The organism is Ensifer sp. R-19 (assembly GCF_049905105.1).
Taxonomy (GTDB): Bacteria; Pseudomonadota; Alphaproteobacteria; order Rhizobiales; family Rhizobiaceae; genus Ensifer.
The window spans coordinates 1726156-1743259 of the sequence record NZ_CP184569.1; the positions used below are offsets into that span (position 1 = coordinate 1726156).

The 17104-nt window shown below is 62.4% G+C and carries 16 protein-coding genes; 9 read left to right on the plus strand and 7 right to left on the minus strand.

Translation table 11 applies throughout. From position 1 onward, the window contains the following. Positions 1-16 precede the first annotated feature (16 nt). Complete coding sequence (locus tag ACN9MO_RS08385) at positions 17-391, minus strand: gamma-butyrobetaine hydroxylase-like domain-containing protein (RefSeq protein ID WP_057248853.1); 375 nt, start codon at positions 389-391, stop codon at positions 17-19. 253 nt (positions 392-644) lie between these two features. On the opposite strand from ACN9MO_RS08385, the gene moaA reads away from it, so the two are divergent. Next, positions 645-1694: a GTP 3',8-cyclase MoaA gene (moaA, locus tag ACN9MO_RS08390; protein WP_082615752.1), complete on the plus strand. Its 1050-nt coding sequence runs from the start codon at positions 645-647 to the stop codon at positions 1692-1694. Between the two features lie 284 nt (positions 1695-1978). On the opposite strand, the gene ACN9MO_RS08395 is transcribed toward moaA, so the two are convergent. Beyond that, complete coding sequence (locus ACN9MO_RS08395; protein WP_057248851.1) at positions 1979-4522, minus strand: methyl-accepting chemotaxis protein; 2544 nt, start codon at positions 4520-4522, stop codon at positions 1979-1981. A 452-nt stretch (positions 4523-4974) separates the two neighbouring features. Here ACN9MO_RS08395 and ACN9MO_RS08400 point away from each other — a divergent pair, with 452 nt between their 5' ends. From ACN9MO_RS08400 to mobB, 3 genes are read left to right on the plus strand one after another with little or no spacing between them, the layout of a single operon-like run. Next, the gene (locus ACN9MO_RS08400; RefSeq protein ID WP_057248850.1) at positions 4975-5883 is read left to right on the plus strand and encodes a DMT family transporter; all 909 of its coding nucleotides are present in this window, start codon (positions 4975-4977) and stop codon (positions 5881-5883) included. 10 nt (positions 5884-5893) lie between these two features. After that, on the plus strand, positions 5894-6556 hold the full coding sequence (gene mobA / locus ACN9MO_RS08405; RefSeq protein WP_057248849.1) for a molybdenum cofactor guanylyltransferase MobA: 663 nt from the start codon (positions 5894-5896) through the stop codon (positions 6554-6556). Next, positions 6553-7074 carry a molybdopterin-guanine dinucleotide biosynthesis protein B gene (gene mobB, locus ACN9MO_RS08410; protein WP_057248848.1) on the plus strand — a complete coding sequence of 174 codons (522 nt, stop codon included), beginning with the start codon at positions 6553-6555 and terminating at the stop codon, positions 7072-7074. Before mobA ends, mobB begins: the two co-directional genes overlap by 4 nt. 22 nt (positions 7075-7096) lie before the next feature. Here mobB and ACN9MO_RS08415 read toward each other — a convergent pair whose 3' ends face one another. The 4 genes from ACN9MO_RS08415 to ACN9MO_RS08430 all read right to left on the minus strand — a co-directional run bounded on the left by ACN9MO_RS08415 (position 7097) and on the right by ACN9MO_RS08430 (position 11660). Continuing rightward, positions 7097-7774 carry a tetratricopeptide repeat protein gene (locus ACN9MO_RS08415; protein ID WP_082615751.1) on the minus strand — a complete coding sequence of 226 codons (678 nt, stop codon included), beginning with the start codon at positions 7772-7774 and terminating at the stop codon, positions 7097-7099. Next, the gene (locus ACN9MO_RS08420) at positions 7732-8178 is read right to left on the minus strand and encodes a tetratricopeptide repeat protein (protein WP_057248846.1); all 447 of its coding nucleotides are present in this window, start codon (positions 8176-8178) and stop codon (positions 7732-7734) included. The genes ACN9MO_RS08415 and ACN9MO_RS08420 overlap by 43 nt, the downstream gene beginning before the upstream one ends. A 268-nt stretch (positions 8179-8446) precedes the next feature. Beyond that, positions 8447-9190, minus strand: a complete 744-nt coding sequence (locus ACN9MO_RS08425) for a polysaccharide deacetylase family protein (protein ID WP_057248845.1) — start codon at positions 9188-9190, stop codon at positions 8447-8449. Positions 9191-9335: 145 nt separating this feature from the next. Further along, positions 9336-11660 carry an OmpA family protein gene (locus ACN9MO_RS08430; protein WP_057248844.1) on the minus strand — a complete coding sequence of 775 codons (2325 nt, stop codon included), beginning with the start codon at positions 11658-11660 and terminating at the stop codon, positions 9336-9338. A gap of 417 nt (positions 11661-12077) precedes the next feature. Here ACN9MO_RS08430 and ACN9MO_RS08435 point away from each other — a divergent pair, with 417 nt between their 5' ends. The 4 genes from ACN9MO_RS08435 to ACN9MO_RS08450 all read left to right on the plus strand — a co-directional run bounded on the left by ACN9MO_RS08435 (position 12078) and on the right by ACN9MO_RS08450 (position 15091). Then, positions 12078-12860, plus strand: coding sequence for an ABC transporter substrate-binding protein (locus ACN9MO_RS08435; RefSeq protein WP_057248843.1), 783 nt, complete (start codon positions 12078-12080; stop codon positions 12858-12860). Positions 12861-13028: 168 nt separating this feature from the next. Next, positions 13029-13832: an ABC transporter permease gene (locus tag ACN9MO_RS08440; protein ID WP_057248842.1), complete on the plus strand. Its 804-nt coding sequence runs from the start codon at positions 13029-13031 to the stop codon at positions 13830-13832. Further along, positions 13829-14659 carry an ABC transporter permease gene (locus ACN9MO_RS08445; protein ID WP_057248841.1) on the plus strand — a complete coding sequence of 277 codons (831 nt, stop codon included), beginning with the start codon at positions 13829-13831 and terminating at the stop codon, positions 14657-14659. Before ACN9MO_RS08440 ends, ACN9MO_RS08445 begins: the two co-directional genes overlap by 4 nt. Before the next feature lie 165 nt (positions 14660-14824). Further along, positions 14825-15091: an usg protein gene (locus ACN9MO_RS08450; RefSeq protein ID WP_057248840.1), complete on the plus strand. Its 267-nt coding sequence runs from the start codon at positions 14825-14827 to the stop codon at positions 15089-15091. A gap of 118 nt (positions 15092-15209) precedes the next feature. On the opposite strand, the gene ACN9MO_RS08455 is transcribed toward ACN9MO_RS08450, so the two are convergent. Next, positions 15210-15935, minus strand: coding sequence for a DUF2270 domain-containing protein (locus ACN9MO_RS08455; RefSeq protein ID WP_057248839.1), 726 nt, complete (start codon positions 15933-15935; stop codon positions 15210-15212). A 203-nt stretch (positions 15936-16138) separates the two neighbouring features. Here ACN9MO_RS08455 and ACN9MO_RS08460 point away from each other — a divergent pair, with 203 nt between their 5' ends. Next, entirely contained in the window at positions 16139-16966 is an 828-nt protein-coding gene (locus ACN9MO_RS08460; protein ID WP_057248838.1) for a class I SAM-dependent DNA methyltransferase, read from the plus strand. The last annotated feature ends 138 nt before the right edge of the window (positions 16967-17104 follow it).

Sequence of the window (17104 nt, forward strand, 5' to 3'; positions counted from 1 at the left end):
ACAGGCACAGTCGAGATCAGCGCGGCTTTTCCGTCTTGTCGCGCGACATGCCCTTCTCAGCGAGTTCCTGTTCATAAGCACCGAAGAGCTCTCCACCCTTCTCGCCGAGTTCGCGCAGATAGCTCCAGGTGAAGATGCCGGTATCGTGAAAATCGTCGAAACCGATGCGCACCGCGTAGTTGCCGGTTGGCTGCACTGAAATGATCTGCACGTTGCGCTTGCCGGGCACCGTCACCCGTTGGCCCGGCCCATGGCCCTGCACTTCGGCAGACGGCGATAGTACCCGCAGCATCTCCGCCGAGAGATCGAAGGATGCGCCATCGTTGAAGGCGACGACGAGCCGGTGGCGATCCTTGGAGACACGCAGTTCCGTCGGCCAGATTTCACTCATATTGCCTGCTCCTGTTCGCGAACGGCAAACGCGATGCCGTCCATTCGCCGTGATCCGCCTGAAAGCTCCATCGCACCTTGCTTGCTGAAACCTCCTATCCCTGATGCGGCTTTGACTTAGGGATGAGTATGCACTAGCGCAGAAATCGGCTGGCGAGAATTACCCTGCTCTTCCGATCAACACTTTGCGACAGTATGCGCCTTGACGCGAGCAGGTTCGACAACGACATTGAAAGGGCTGGGAGAAAGACGTTTTGAACACAGCCACGATAGACAGGTTCGGCGCCAGGCCGCTAGAGCAGAAGACCGTTCCAATGATCGACCCCTTCGGTCGGGCGATTACCTATCTGCGCGTGTCGGTCACCGATCGCTGCGATTTCCGCTGCACCTATTGCATGGCGGAACACATGACCTTCCTGCCGAAGAAGGATCTGCTGACGCTCGAAGAATTGCACCGGCTCTGTTCCGCCTTCATCGCCAAGGGCGTGCGCAAGCTGCGGCTCACCGGCGGCGAGCCGCTGGTGCGCAAGAACATCATGTTCCTGGTGCGTGAACTCGGCAAGGAGATCGAGGCCGGCCGGCTCGACGAGTTGACGCTGACGACCAATGGCTCGCAGCTCGCGAAATATGCCTCCGAGCTTGTCGAGTGCGGCGTCAAGCGCATCAACGTCTCGCTCGACACGCTCGACGCGGCGAAGTTCCACCAGATCACCCGCTGGGGCGACCTCTCCAAGGTCATGGAAGGCATCGACGCGGCCCAGGCTGCCGGCCTCAAGATCAAGATCAACGCCGTGGCGCTGAAAGGTTTCAACGACGCGGAGATCCCCGATCTCATGCGCTGGGCCCATGGCCGCGGCATGGACCTGACGCTGATCGAAACCATGCCGATGGGCGAGATCGAAGAAGACCGCACCGACCACTACATGCCGCTCTCCGAAATGCGCCGGCAATTGGAACAGAGCTTCACGTTCTCGGACATTCCCTATCGCACCGGCGGCCCTGCCCGTTATCTCGAGGTTGCGGAAACCGGCGGACGGCTCGGCCTTATCACGCCGATGACGCATAACTTCTGCGAAAGCTGCAACCGCGTCCGCCTCACCTGCACCGGCACGCTCTACATGTGCCTCGGCCAGAACGACGCGGCCGACCTGCGCACTGCGCTCCGGGCCTCCGAAGACGATGCCTATTTGAGCCAGGTGATAGACGAGGCGATCGGCCGCAAGCCGAAAGGCCACGACTTCATCATCGACCGGGAGCACAACCGTCCCGCCGTCGCCCGCCACATGAGCGTCACCGGCGGCTGACCGTCCCGCACGATACCAACTTTGGATGAACAACCGGCAGGCGGCCCCTCAACCGCCTGCCGGCACCTTCTCCCTCGCCAAGCGGGGAGAAGGGAATGTGGGGCACACGCTCGTGTCCCCACGTACTCCGCACAGATGCGTCGACGGCTTGCGCTTTCCGGCGACCTACATTGGGATGTCTTGCCGCAGTGCACGTCCCCTCGCCCCGCTTGCGGGGAGAGGGTTAGGGTGAGGGGCTGACAAGCCGGGCGGCAAGCCTTGAAAGCCGCCGTCGGAGGAACAGATCAGGCCGCGTAGCTCCCGCGCCCCTGCGCCTGCGCACCCATTCCCTCCGTACCGGTGCGGAAGCGCTCGATCTTCTCGTTAAGCGCTTCCACCTGCCGGCGCAGCCCGTGGATCTCGGCGGTGTTCTCCTCGACCATCGCGGCGTTCTGCTGGGTGATCAGTTCGACCTCGTGCACGGCGGAATTGACCTCGTTGAGGCCGGTATATTGGTCAGCCGCCGAGGCCTCGATATTGCTGACGAGGTCGTGGATCGTGGTGATGTGACTGTTGATGACGGTGAGCGCATCGCCTGTCTCCTGCACGAGAGCCACGCCGCTCCGCACCTGTGCCGAGCTTTCCGAAATCAGCCCCTTGATCTCGCGGGCCGCTCCTGCGCAACGCTGGGCAAGCTCGCGCACCTCCTGCGCCACCACGGCAAAGCCACGTCCGGCCTCGCCTGCCCGCGCCGCCTCGACGCCGGCATTCAGCGCCAGGAGGTTGGTCTGGAAAGCGATCTCGTCGATGACGCCGATGATCGTGCTGATCTTCTCCGACGAGCGATTGATCTCCGCCATGGCGTCGATCGCCTTGGCGACCACCTGGCCGGAATGCTTGGCATAAGAATTGGTTTCGCCCACCGACACCGTCGTCTTGCGCGCACTTTCGGCCGTCGTGCGGACGATCTCCGTCAATTGCCGAAGGGCACGCGAGCTTTCCTCGAGTGCGGCCGCCTGCTGCTCGGTGCGGCGTGCCAGGTCGTCAGCCGACGACGCGAGATTGCCGGTGCCGCCGGTGATCTCGCCTGTAACGACACGCACGTCGGCCAGCGTCGCCCGCAGTGCCTCGACCGCATTGTTGTAGGTGCGCGCCATGATGACGTAGTCGGCCGGCAGGTCCTCCGCCATGCCTTCCTCGAGATTGCCGTCGGCGAGAGCTGCGAGAACATCCGAAAGCGCATTCAGCGCCTGCATCTGCTCGGCCTCGACACGGGCACGCTCCGCGGCGCGGCGCGCTTCTTCTTCTGCCGAAAGCGCACGCGCCGCCTCCGCCTCGCGCCCCAGCCGCACGTTCTCGAGGGCATTGTCGCGGAACACGGCAACGGAGCGCACCATGTCGCCGATCTCGTCGCCGCGGTTGCGACCCTCGATGGCAACGTCGAGATCGCCGCCGGCAAGCCGCGTCATCGTTTCGGTCACGCGCTTCAGCGGGCCACGCAGCGTTTCGACCAGCATCAGGCCACCGATGATGGCGAGCAGCGTGCCGGCAATCATGGCGACGATCGAGACATTGGCCGAGCGCTGGCTGTCGACCTTGCCGGCTTCCTGCGCGCTGCTGACGAAACTCTCAAGCGTGGTGCTGGCAGTGGCCACGAGTGCCGAAGCTTCCGCCTTGGCCGCCTGCCAGCGGCCGCCGACGTCGATCAGTGCCGCGGTGTCCTTGTCGATGTTGCCGAGCGAGGGCCCAAGCTTCGCCGGAAGATCGCGAAGCGCCGCGTTCTTGCCGCCGAGTTCGCCGAGCTTGCCCGCCGTTTCGCGAACCGTCTGGATGTCAGCCATGACCGGCTCGCGGCCCGCGGCATCGAGCTTGCGGTGCAACTCGCTGATATGCAGCCGCGTGCTGTCGAGCCCCTTGAAGGTATCGCCCATCAGCGCGATGAGGGTCTTCAGTTGTGAAATCTCGGCATCCATGCCGACGAAGCGCTTGGCCGCCGTATCCGAGTTCTTGGCTGCCTCCTTGGCGAAGTCCGCTTCATATTTGGAGAACTTGCTGAGGATCGGCACCAGCGCGTTTTTCTTCGCCTCGCTGTCTTCGGCACCGGCAAGGATCGCCTGAACCTTGAGCGCCTGTTCCTTCACGTCGGCAATCGGCGCTTGCACCTTTTCCGAGGCAATCTTTTCGGCCTCATCGATCTGCTTCACGAGATGCGGCAGCAGCTTGCCCGCCTGATCGATCTTGGCATCCGGATTGACGGCCATCGTGACCGGCAGTCGGAATTTCTTGATGCGCTCGGCAAGGCCCTGATAGGCGGCGGCATCGAAGAGCAGCGCCTTGGCGAAGGCTTCCTTCTCGCCGGATTCCTTGCGGATGATGTCGATCTGCTTGTAGGCACTGTTGCCCTGCTCGGTCATGTCGGCGAGCGCCGTTTCCAGCGATGCCGTCACCTGGTCCCGCTCGAGCTTGGTCACCCAGAGCTTGTCCGTCTGACTGCGCATCGCCTCACCCAGCGTCAGCACCGAGGCTATCTCTGCCTTGTCCTCACCGCGCGTCAGCAGGCTGTCCAGCGTCTTCACGCCGCTTTCCTGCTCGTCGATCTGGCTCGCCAAAGCAGCCCGCGTTGCCTCGCTCGGCGCATCGGCAAAAGCCTGCAGCGCGCTGCGCAGCGCCTGGAAATCCGAGAGATTGTTGATGGTTTCCCGCGTCACGGTCATATGGCCGTTGAGCGTGCGGGCGGTAAAGAAGCCAATGAGACCAATACCGGCAATCAGCGCCACAAGCGGAACCACGAAAAGCAGAACCTTGGTGACGATCCGCAAACGCTGCAGCAGGCGATCGATGAAAGACATTGCGCACCCCTGAATTATTCTTATGGGAAGCAGGCCCGCGCGGCGGCTTTTCTTGGTGGAAACACCGATGGGACGAGTGCCGAAGGCTCTCCTAAGCCTGGGCAGACGTCCCTGGAATGGCCACCCTGCAAGGTTACTGCGGCGCCACCCCGCCGATCGCGTCATGCGAATGGATGCGGAATTGCAGCGACGATAGGCAGCGAAACTTAAGATTCCGCGAATAAGCTCATGTTCGCCGGCGGAGTTTTAGCGGCCTGCCACAGTCTTCCGGGCAATTGAACTCAGCCGGCGCGGACCGTTCTACTTGCGCTGAAAGAAAAACGGCCACCGCGTGCGAACCCGTTTGCACAAGCCGGCAGCCAATGCTTAAACATTAGGCGATCCATCCCGTGGATTCGCCTCCCCATTCGTCGACAGCGTAGCCCGCTTTCCGGCGCCGCAGGACAGCCAGCATGCAAGCCTCCACCAATTTCCGCGGCATTCTTTTCATGTGCCTGGCGATGGTCACGTTCTCCTGCAACGACGCGCTGGTCAAATCTGTCACCGGCGCGATGAATGTCGGCCAGATCATCTTCGTGCGCGGGCTGCTGACGACGCTGATGGTGGTGCTGGCCGCCTGGCAGTTTCGCGCCTTTCGGCCGCTCCGCACCCTGATGAAGCCGGTGATCCTGCTGCGCATCGCCATGGAGGCGCTCGCCTCGGTCACCTATATCTCCGCCCTCGGCCAGATCCCGCTCGCCAATGCCTCGGCGATCATGCAGGCGCTGCCCTTGGCCGTCACGCTCGGCGCCGCCCTGTTCCTCGGCGAGCCAGTCGGCTGGCGGCGCTGGACGGCGATCATCGCCGGCTTCATCGGCGTGCTGATCGTGCTTCGGCCCGGTCCCGAGGGCTTCACGCCGGCGGCACTGACCGTCGTCGCCTGCGTGTTCGTCACGGCAACCCGCGATCTCTGCACCCGCCGCATCGGCCATGACGTGCCCTCGCTTTACATCACCGTGTCGACCTCCCTTGTCACAACCATCGTCGGTGCCGTCCTCGTCCAGCCGATGGGCGGCTGGCAGCCAATGTCGGCGACGACCTTCAGCCACATCGCCGCCGCGAGCATCCTGCTGATGCTCGGTTACCAGACGATCGTGCTGGCAATGCGCGCCGGCGATATCTCGGTCATTGCGCCCTTCCGCTACACCAGCCTGATCTGGTCGATCGCGATCGGCATCTTCTTCTTTACGGAAGTGCCCGATACCTGGATGCTGGTCGGCGTTGCGGTCATTATCGGTTCGGGCCTCTACACCTTCTACCGCGAGACCCTGCGCGGCCGAAAAGCGGTCGCCCAGCGCTCGCTGACCGGCCCTTTGGAATAGGAGCCGCGCGATGCCGGACACCTCACGCCGTCTGATCAGCGAACCGCTACCCGCCGTCATCCTCGCAGGCGGACTGTCGCGCCGCATGGGAAGCCCCAAGCCCGACCTTCACCTGGGTGGCCGCACGATGCTTTCGCACATCATCGAGCGGCTTCGTCCCCAGGTCACCAGCATAGCCGTCAACCTCAACGCCGAACCGGCAGACGCCGTCGACGGAAATACGCCCGTCATTGCCGATACGGTTCCGGGTTTTCTCGGACCGCTCGCCGGCGTGCTGACGGCCATGCGCCATGTGGCAGGGGCTACGCCGGAAGCATCCCATGTCTTGGTCGTTCCCACCGACACGCCCTTCTTTCCCGATGACCTCGTCGCGCGACTGATCGCCGCCTTGACCCAACGTCAACAGATTGCCGTAGCGGCATCCGTCGGCCAGATGCATCCACTGTTTGCGCTCTGGCCAGTTGCGCTCGCCGACGATCTGGAGAACTGGCTGATGAGCGACCCGAAGCGCCGCGTCCGTGCCTTCATCGAACGCCATGCCTCGGTAACGGTCGACTTTCCTGTCACCATGACGCCGAAGGGCGCATTCGATCCCTTCTTCAACGTCAACACGCCTGCGGATCTCACCGAGGCGGAGGAATGGTTGAGTTTGTTTGAGGGTAGAAAAGCATGAGCGCCATGAAAATCTTCGGCATCGCCGGCTGGAAGAACTCCGGCAAGACCGGGCTGATGGTACGGCTCGTCAGCGAATTGACGCAGCGCGGCCACGTGGTTTCCACCGTCAAGCACGCGCACCACGACTTCGACATCGACAAGGTTGGCGCCGACAGCTACCGCCATCGCGAGGCTGGCGCCCATGAGGTGACGATCGTCTCCGGCACGCGGTTTGCGATCATGCACGAACTGCGCGGCGCGCCGGAACCGTCCTTCGAGGACATCCTTGCGCGCCTGGCGCCATGTGATCTTGTGCTCGTCGAGGGCTACAAGCGCGAACCGATCCCGAAGATCGAGGCCCGCCGCCTGGAATCGGCGAACCGAGAGCCGCTGGCCCCCACCGATCCGCACATCTGCGCGATCGCTGCCGATCACCCGGTTGCCAATGCCGATCTTCCGCTTTTCGACCTCGACGACACCATCGCGATCGCCGATTTCGTGGAGAAGGTCACAGGGTTGCAGCGCAAAGGCGTCTGAAAGGCGCGAAGGCGCTGCAGGCTCAACGCTGCGAGGCGCGGCGATACTCTTCGGGCAGCTTCGCCAGCAACTCCTGCGCTTTCCGCATCCCCTGCGCGGCGGCCTTGGCATACCATTCGGCCGCGGCTGAAAGGTCCTGCTCCACCCCATCGCCTCTCGCATAGGCGATACCGAGAAAGAATTGCGCGTCGGCATTTCCTTGCTCCGCCGCCTTGCGGAACCACCGGACGGCAGCCGGAGCGTCAATCTCCACGCCGATGCCGTTCAGATAGGCCATGGCGAGATTGAACTGCGCCAAGGCATAACCCTGGTCAGCCGAAAGCTTGTAGAGCCGCGCCGCTTCCTTCACGTTCTTCTCTATACCTTGGCCGTTCGCATACATGACCGCCAGGTTGAATTGCCCCTTGGGATCTCCGCGATCAGCAAGCATCAGGAACCAGCGGTGCGCCTCCGCGTAGTTTTCATTAACGCCGGCACCCGTCAGGTACATGGCGCCGACATTCATCGGGGCTTGCGGGTTCCCCTGTTTTGCCGCCTTCAGGAACAGCTCGAATGCCTGAGCCTCGTCCTTCTCGACGCCGCGACCCAGCATGTAGAAGATTGCCAGATCCACCTGCGCCGAGGCCATGCCCCGGTCGGCCGCCAAGCGGCACCACTTTACCGCTTCCCGATCGTCACGCCCGACGCCGAATGCGCGCACGTAGATGGTGCAGAGGAGATTTTGTGCCTGCCCATTTCCGGCACCCGCAGCAAGCCGCAGCCAGCGATCACCCTCCTATACCAGCGTAGCGCCTCGGCATAGTTCTGCCTCACGCCCTCGGCACCGTTGAAATAGATTGTGCCAAGCAGGAATTGCGCTTTCGCGTTACCCTTCTCGGCCGGCCCCCGATACCAGCCGATGGCTTTCAAAACGTCGCGCGCAACACCCTCACCTGTCTGGTAGCGTATGCCGATATCGATCTCAGCCTCGACATCGCCTTTCTCGGCGCGCTCCAGCACTTGCTCGAACGGCTGCAATGGCGCACTCGCACCATCCGCGCGCGCAGGCGACGCGAATGCCTGCGATAGCAGCGCGATAACGAACCCGATAACGATACGCTTCATCCACTCCTCCAGAGCCAGACGCATAGCTCGACAAGCCTAAGGGGGAGCTGCCGGCAACGGAAAATGGAATTCGACAAGCCGCTACTTTGCGTCGAGCAGCGGCCTTGCAACTGTCATGAGAGAAACGGCTTGGTCGAGCACGCACAATCCACCACGCGATATGGGATATGGAACGTCGCCGCGCTCGGGGAGATACACTCGACGCAGACATTTTCCGGCGTTGACCATTTCCTTACGGACATTTTCCGCAGCCAGCCGCCAAAATCAGTCAATTCGTCGCGCCGACCGTCATTTCATCCGGAATGTCGTTCAATCGGACGAAGCTGTAGCCCTTCGCCTTGAGATCGAGAATGCCGCGCGCGACGCCGGCGCCGGCGGAATGGGTCGGCTGGTTGATATGGGCGATGATGACGTCGCCGTCCTTCGCTGCGCGAATCCGCTTTTCGGCGACGGCTGCGCCGAGCAGCGAGCCGCCGTCGCCGTTCACCGAGTAGCCGGCGATGCGATAACCCATGGCGCGGATCTGGCGCATCGACGAATGGGTATATTTGGCGGTTGCCCCACGGAACCAGTGCGGCGCCGGCAGGCCATGCGCCTTGATCGCCGTCGCACCGCCATCGACTTCGGCCGCAACCGCAGCCTCCGACCCGGCCGCCGCCAGACCATAGACCGAGACCTTCACGTCGATCGGCGGCACATGCATCGCGCCGTGATCCTCGATCTCGAACAGATCCGGATGCGCCTTCATCACCTCGACGACGAGGCCGTTGCGCTTCAGCCAGCGCGCGGTCACGAAGATCGTCGCCGGAATGTGGTTCTCGATCAGGGTGCCGAGGATGCGCATGTCGGTCGCGCCGCTGCAGGCATCGAGCGTCAGGGCGACGCGCGGCGCCCCGCTCTTTCCATCTGGATTGGCCGGCAGCCGCAGATCCGGCTCCACGAGCCCCGGTGCTGCGACAGCCGATTGGGTGAGCATGGCGAAGGCGAGGAACGGCAGGGCAACGGCTTTCATGGCAATCCGGAAATTAAAGAGGCTGGAGATCTGTGAAACGACGGAAACCCGCCTTTTGCGAGGCGGGTTTCCTAGAGCTATTCGGACATTCCTGCCCGAAGCTTGATCAGCGCTGTGCGACTTTGATCAGCGCTGGGCGACTTTGTTAGCGCTGCGCGACCGGACGGACCAGCGGCGTGACGCGGCGAATGGTGACGCGGCGGTTCTGCTGTTCGGCCTCCTCAGTCCGCACCTTGAGGAAGCGCTCGCCGTAGCCCTGGGTCACAAGGTTTTCCGGCGGAATGCCGTAGACCTCGGTCAGCAGCGATGCGACCGATTCGGCGCGCTTATCCGAAAGCACGAGGTTCGAGCGGTCCGAGCCGACGGCATCAGTGTGGCCTTCGATGAAGAAGGTTTCACCCGGATCCTTCGCCAGAACCTTCTCCATTGCGGCCGCGACCTTGCGCATGGTTTTCGCCTGCGACATCGACACTTCGGCGCTGCCCGTCGGGAAGGTGATCGTATCGAGATCGATACGGCGAACCTTGTCGCGCAGGCGGGCCGAATGACGCACCTCGTCCATCGTGTAGACGCGCTCGACACGCTCGACCGGCGGCTCGGCCAGGAACTCGTAGTAGTCACGGTCCGGGTCGTCGGAAACGTCGGCAATATAATCACTCACCGGGATGCGCAGGCGCATCGGCGGCAGTTCGTAGCCGACGTCGATGATCGCCGGACGCGGACCTTCGTCACGCTCGGGCGCGTAGATCATCAGGTATTCGTTGCCGTCACGGTCAACGCGCGAGCGCTGCAGGATGTCGCCGTAACGGTTGTAGACGGTGACGATCCTGTAGCCGCCCGGACGCAGGATGGTTTCGCGGGTGCGGCCGCGCGGAAGTTCGTCGTAATAGGTCTCTTCCGCATCGTGGCGCAGGCGCGGACGATCGTCGCCACGCACGAAGATCTGGTCGCCGACGCCGAGGATGACCCGATTGTCGACCTGCTCGACGACCTTCACCTCGGTGATGTTGTTGGTGACGTTGTTGACGGTCGTGTTGTTGTTGATCACCGTGTTGTTGATGACGGTGTTGTTGACGATGTTGGTCGTCTCCGGAACCACGAAGACCGGCGCCTCATCGACGCGCGTGCCCTTTTCGTTGAGGTTCGCCTCAATCTTCTGCGTCAGGTCGGCCGGGGTCTCGGCGGTGATGGCAGCCTGGGATGCGGCATCGTCTGCCGGCGCCGGCGCGTCTTCTTCCTTGGCGCGCAGCTCCTCGCGCAGCTTCTGGCGCTCTTCGCGCGCCTGGTTGCCGCCGGCATTGTCGGCGTCCTTGTCGCTGTCGAGCACGGCCGCACCGTTTTCAACCGGCAGAACGACGGTCTCGTCGGTCGCCGCCGGGTCTTCGGCGATCTTCACCTTTTCTTCTTCGGTGCGGGTGTCGACCACTTCCGGAACCGGCTGCTGCACCTGCGGCTGCTGCTCGGCGGTCGCCGGCTGCTCGGTCCCCGGGACGGGTTGACCTTCGCCGGTCTGCGGCTGCTCGGTGCCAGGCACAGGCTGGCCCTCGCCGGTCTGCGGTTGCTCCGTGCCCGGTACAAGCTGGCCTTCGCCAGTCTGGGGTTGCGGCTCCGTGCCCGGCGCCGTTTCGGTCGGCGCGGGCTGTTCGCCTGCCTTCTGCTCTTCGGTCACGGGCGGCTGCTCGCCGGCCTTCTGCTCTTCGGTGGTCGCAGGCTGTTCGGCTGCCTTGCCGCCTTCCGGCGGGCATGCGGTCGATGCATCCTGACCTTCCGGTACGACGCAGGTACCGGGCTGAGCCTGCTCCGCAGCTTTCTGCTGTTCTTCAGCTGCCTTCTGCTGTTCGGCAGCCTGGCGGGCAGCTTCGTCTTCTGCAGCCTTCTGCTGTTCAGCGGCTTTCTGTTGCTCTTCGGCGGCCTTCTGCTCTTCCTCAGCCTTCTGCTCGTCAGCGGCCTTCTGCTGCTCAGCCGCCTGGCGCGCAGCTTCTTCTTCAGCAGCTTTCTGTTGTTCGGCAGCCTGGCGGGTAGCCTCTTCCTCAGCAGCCTTCTGCTGTTCAGCGGCTGCACGGGCAGCCTCTTCCTCGGCAGCCTTCTGCTGTTCAGCGGCCTGGCGAGCGGCTTCTTCTTCAGCGGCCTTCTGTTGTTCTGCAGCCTGGCGGGCAGCTTCTTCCTCAGCGGCCTTCTGTTGTTCAGCAGCCTGGCGCGCGGCTTCTTCCTCAGCAGCCTTTTGTTGCTCGGCAGCCTGGCGCGCGGCCTCTTCTTCCGCAGCCTTCTGCTGTTCGGCCGCCTGGCGTGCTGCCTCTTCTTCAGCCTGGCGCTGCTTCTGCAGCAGCAGCTCTTCCTCAGACTGACCGCCGCCCTCCTGTGCAACCTCGAATGGCTTCATCAGGTTGTCGGCGACAGCGGGCGGAACCGCGACGGACACCGACAGCACCGGCAGCGCGACGGTTGCAAACAGTTTGGATCGAATCGACATTTGTCTTCCTTCCTCTTCTTGGGAGGTCCTGGTCCCGCATCCTCTTCCCAGCATATGACACGGCTAAGAATGGGTGCGAACGCGAATACTCACGGGGCCTTGACCCAAGGTTCCGGCTTTTTTGTGTTGCCAACGACACGCGCCGTCAAGTGCAATGCCCGAGCCACGCGCCGGTTCCTTGATAAGGGCTAGCGGAGGCAAGATTAACCGGCGCTGAACGCACCGTTCATGTTCATTGCGCGACCCGCCACCACAATCTGCGGTCGAAATCCTTTTCCCGGTGAGCACCTTCGCTTTCCTGTTGATTTTTACAGGAAAAGAGTACGAATATCGCCGCAACCGGAGGCAAACGCTCCGGCAGAAATTGGCATCCGTGAAAAACAAAAAACCGGATGTCGGCCAACAGAGAGGACTATCATGCGTATTTCCAAGCGGCTGGCAGCCGCCGCATCGGCTGCCGTTTTCGTGCTCATGGCAGGCTCGGCCATGGCCGACGGCGAAAAGGTCGTTATCGGCACGGAAGGCGCCTACCCGCCCTTCAACAACCTTGCAGCGGATGGCACGCTGACGGGCTTCGACATCGACATCGCCAAGGCACTGTGCACGGAAATGAAGGCCGAATGCACCTTCGTCACGCAGGACTGGGACGGCATCATTCCGGCGCTGATCGCCAAGAAGTTCGACGCCATCATCGCATCCATGTCGATCACTGCCGAGCGCAAGGAAAAGGTGGACTTTACCAACAAGTACTACAACACGCCGCCGGCAATCGTCGTGCCGAAGGATTCGCCGATCACCGAGGCGACCGAGGCAGCGCTTGCGGGCAAGACGCTCGGCGCGCAGGGCTCCACCACCCATTCCAACTATGCCGAAGCGCATATGAAGGGTGCCGACATCAAGCTCTATCCGACGGCTGACGAATACAAGCTCGACATCGCCAACGGCCGTATCGACGCCGTCATCGACGACGTCGTCGTGCTCTCCGAATGGCTGAAGTCGACAGACGGCGCCTGCTGCAAGCTGCTCGGCACGCTGCCGATCGACCCCGTCATCAACGGTGAAGGCGCCGGCATTGCCGTGCGCAAGGGCGACGACGCGCTGCGCGAAAAGTTCAACAAGGCAATCGAAGCGATCCGCGCCAACGGCAAGTACAAGGAAATCAACGAAAAGTACTTCCCGTTCGACGTTTATGGCAGCTGATTGACGGGATCCGGCGCGATTTCCTAGTGAATCATGCCGGAGAAACGTCAGTTCATGCGAAAAATGCAACGGCGGACGGCTTGCCCTTCCGCCGTTTTTGTTTGACAAGAGCCTAAAACAAAGCGCGATCGATACACACAAAAACGGCGCAAAGGGGAAACTTCTGACATGAGCGGGTTGTTTGCCGGCTTCTATTCCATCCTTTCCTGGATCGGATCGATCGTCGATCCATTCTGCGGCCCCGTCGGGGTCTTTCGTTGGCTGGCGCCCGGCACCTTGCTGGCCTGCGGCGACACAGGCTGGGGCGACGATATCGCCTACGGCTTCGTGGTTACCGCGAGCCTTGCCATCGCGACGCTGCCCGTCGGCCTGCTGATCGGCTTTTTCATCGCTCTCGGAAAGCAGTCCGAAGAGCGCACCATACGGTTGGCCGCCAACATCTACACGACGATCTTCCGCGGCCTGCCCGAACTGCTGACGCTCTTCATCGTCTATTACGGCCTGCAGATCCTCGTTCAGCAGCTGCTGGCGACGCTCGGCTACGAGGGGCCGGTGGAGATCAACGCCTTCTTCGCCGGCATGATCGCGCTCGGCGTCGTGTTCTCCGCCTATTGTTCCGAAGTGCTGCTCTCAGCCTTCAAGGCCATTCCACATGGACAATACGAGGCCGGCGATGCCCTTGGTTTGCATCGCGGCAGGACCATGCGCCTCATCATCCTGCCGCAGCTCGTGCGCATCGCGCTGCCCGGTCTCGGCAATCTCTGGATGGCGCTGCTCAAGGACACCGCCCTCGTCTCGGTGGTGGGCCTGACCGACATCCTGCGCCAGACCGGCGTCGCCGCCCGCGTTACCAAGCAAGCCTTTGAATTCTATGGTGTCGCCTGCGTGCTCTTCCTGATCCTCGCGATGATTTCCTCGATCGTCTTTGCGAACCTGGAACGCTGGACCAAACGTGCGGAGATGGGCCGATGAGCACTGTTGCAACGATGATCCCGCCGCAGGCCCCGCCTCCGGTTCCGCCAAGGCCCTATACGCTGACCCGCTTCGTCGGCAGCGTCGCGCTCGGCGTCTGGCTGGCGCTTGGCGTCGGCATCTTCCTGACCGTCGTCAATGGCTGGGACCCGGAGAAATTCGCGAAATACGGTCCGCGCTTCCTCTCCGGCCTCGGCGTCACGCTGATGCTGGTCTCGATCTCGATCGTCCTCGGCGCCCTTCTGTCGCTGCCGATCGCGTTTGCCCGCATGTCGAAGAACAAGCTCTGGTCGTGGCTCGCCTACGGCTATGTTTATTTTTTCCGCGGCACGCCGCTGCTCGCGCAGCTCTTCCTGATCTATTACGGCCTCGGCAGTTTCCGCCCGCAGCTGGAAACGGTCGGCCTGTGGTGGTTTTTCCGCGATGCGTGGAACTGCGCGCTCTTCGCCTTCACGCTCAACACCGCAGCCTACCAGGCGGAAATCCTGCGTGGCGCAATCGGGAGCGTGCCGCGCGGACAGCGTGAAGGTGCCGCCGCCCTTGGCCTGCCCGAGCGCGTCGCTTTCTGGAAGATCATCCTGCCGCAGGCGATGATCGTGGCGCTGCGCCCCTACGGCAATGAAATCATCCTGATGATCAAGGGCTCGGCGATCGTCGCGATCGTCACCGTCTTCGACCTGATGGGCGAAACCCGTTACGCCTTTTCCCGCACCTTCGACTTCCAGATGTATATCTGGGCGGCCATTCTCTACCTGATCATGGTCGAGATCCTGCGCAACATCTGGAGCATGCTGGAAGCGCGGCTAACCCGTCACCTCAAGCGCTGATTCCGGAAATCACCGACGAGCAAAGCTTGGCAGCACTCTCCGTGAGATGCTGCCAAGCTTTTGTTATTTCTTACGAAAGTTTCATTTCAGGGCAAATATTAGCCCTTGATTAAGAAATCGGGCGTTTCATCATAGAGACCAACCTTTGCGAGAAGTGAGGTCCTAATGACGAACGAAATGGAACTGCAACTGAAGGGCTACGGCCTGACGACCGCTCAGATCCTCTACCACATGCCGGATCATCCAACCTTCCTCCAGACCTATGTGTGGCAGCACTACGACCTGGCACCGGACTTTCCGGAAATGCGCAGCTTCCTGAAATTCTGGGAAGAGAAGCTGGATGGACCGCTGCATTCGGTGCGCTATGTGCATCGCAAGCTGATCTCGGCGACGGAATGGCGCGCGCTCAAAGGCGAGTTCATTCTGCACTGAACCGCCGATCGAAACCGAGGAGCCTAAGGTGGCCTTCGGTCAGGCTACCGGCGTTGCGATCGGCAAGCCCTGATAACCGCGATCGCTCAGCGTTGCGGACGCTGCAGCCGATGCGCTCTCAGACATGCACCTCGCCATGCGCCAGTTCGCCTTCACGCGGCTCCCTGTGCAGCGAGCCGTAAAGGACAAGCGCATAGAACAGCAGAACGCCCAGGACCACCGGCCAGCCAGGCAAAGGGCCGAGTGCGGCATTCTCGGCGACATCGGTCCAGGACCGCACATGCCCGAAGGGTTCGCCATTGGCCGACATCTTCGGCGAGGAGATCTTCAGCGCCCAGGCCAGCAGCAGGATCAGATACATCCAGCAATAGTTGCGCTGCAGCCGCCGACAGAGCGCCTCGCGATAGGTCATCAGAAATGCCGGCTTGCGCAGGCTCTTGGCGATCGCCGCCGCCCAATTGAAGTTCGGCGCGCCGTCCGGCGCCAGGATTTGCGCGAAGTATCCGCGTTCCAACTGCCGCACGCGGGCGCGATAGACATCGAAGAAGCGGTAACGCCGCGCCTCGATCAAGAGCAGCAGCGTAATCAGCAGCATCGCGAAGAGCAGCACGCCGTGATGTGACGTCGGCGTCGACAGCGATACCGAAAGCAGCGCCGCAACCACGGTGATCGCCCAGTTCGAGGTTCGGTCGATGCGGTCGCGCCAGCCGGCCATACGGCCCATTTCACCGCGATAATAGTGCACGACCGCGTTGATCTGCTCCTGGGATGTTTGCGGCAGCGGCGGGCCCTTCGGCTCCTTGACCTCCGCACTGATGATCAGCGGACCGAGCTCGGCGGACATCGGCGTTCCTCCCGTCTTTTCTTATGCTTGCGATGATGACTCCTTTCCTCTCGCCGATAAATCCCGACGGCGTCGCAGGGCGCCGTTTTTCGTTCAAAAGGCCAATGAAAACCTATTTGTCGTCCGGATACCGATTAATCCGCTCCGGTAAACGATCGCCGACGGCGATTGCCAAAGCGCCTCTGCGGACGTAAGAAGCGCCCATGACCCAGAAGAGCACGAAAATCGACGAGGAAGCGCTGGCGGAAGCCTATAACCGCGCCCTCTCCCTGGAAAAATCCGGCAAGTTCGATGCCGCCGCCGATGCCTATGCCGAAGTGCTGGCGCTCGACCCGGAAGACCACGGCGGCGCTGCCGTGCGCCTGGCCTCGATGGGACGCGGCGAGACGCCGGTGAAGGCGCCTGACGCCTATGTCGCCACCCTCTTCGACCAGCATGCCGAAGTGTTCGACAACGTGCTCGTCGACCAGCTCGGCTACTGCGTGCCGCTCCTCGTGCGCCAGCGGCTGCAGGCGCTTGAGCTTGGCCCGTTCGATCGTGTGCTCGATCTTGGCTGCGGCACGGGCCTCACCGGCGGCGCGCTCCGCGACATGGCCGACGACATCACCGGCATCGACCTCTCCGAAAACATGGTCGAGATCGCCCATGAGAAGGATCTCTACGAGACGCTCTACGTCGCCGAAGCGGTCGATTATCTCGACGACAACGACGACGAGCCCTTCGACCTGATCGTTGCGACCGACGTGCTTCCCTACATGGGCGCGCTCGAAGCGCTGTTTTTCGGCGCGGTCGACAACATGGTGCCCGGCGGCCTGCTGATCTTCTCCAGCGAGACCCTGCCAACCGAGACCTTCGCCGGCCGCGATTTCATGGTCGGCCCGCACCAGCGCTTCGCCCACGCCGAGAGCTACCTGCGCAACCGCCTGGCCGCCACCGGTTTCGAGATCGTCGAAGTCGGCGACATCACCGTGCGTCTGGAAGAAGGCGAGCCGATCGCCGGCCATCTGGTGATCGCGCGCTTCAAGCCCTGATCACCTGCAGCTTCCTTAAGTCGTCTGCTATGTAAGGATAAAAATAGGGTGCCGCGGCGCTGAAGGCGGCGCGGCATGACCGCATGAAAAGGGCGCATCCCACTTTGCGCCCTTCCCTCTTTTCGAGAGCTATCTAAC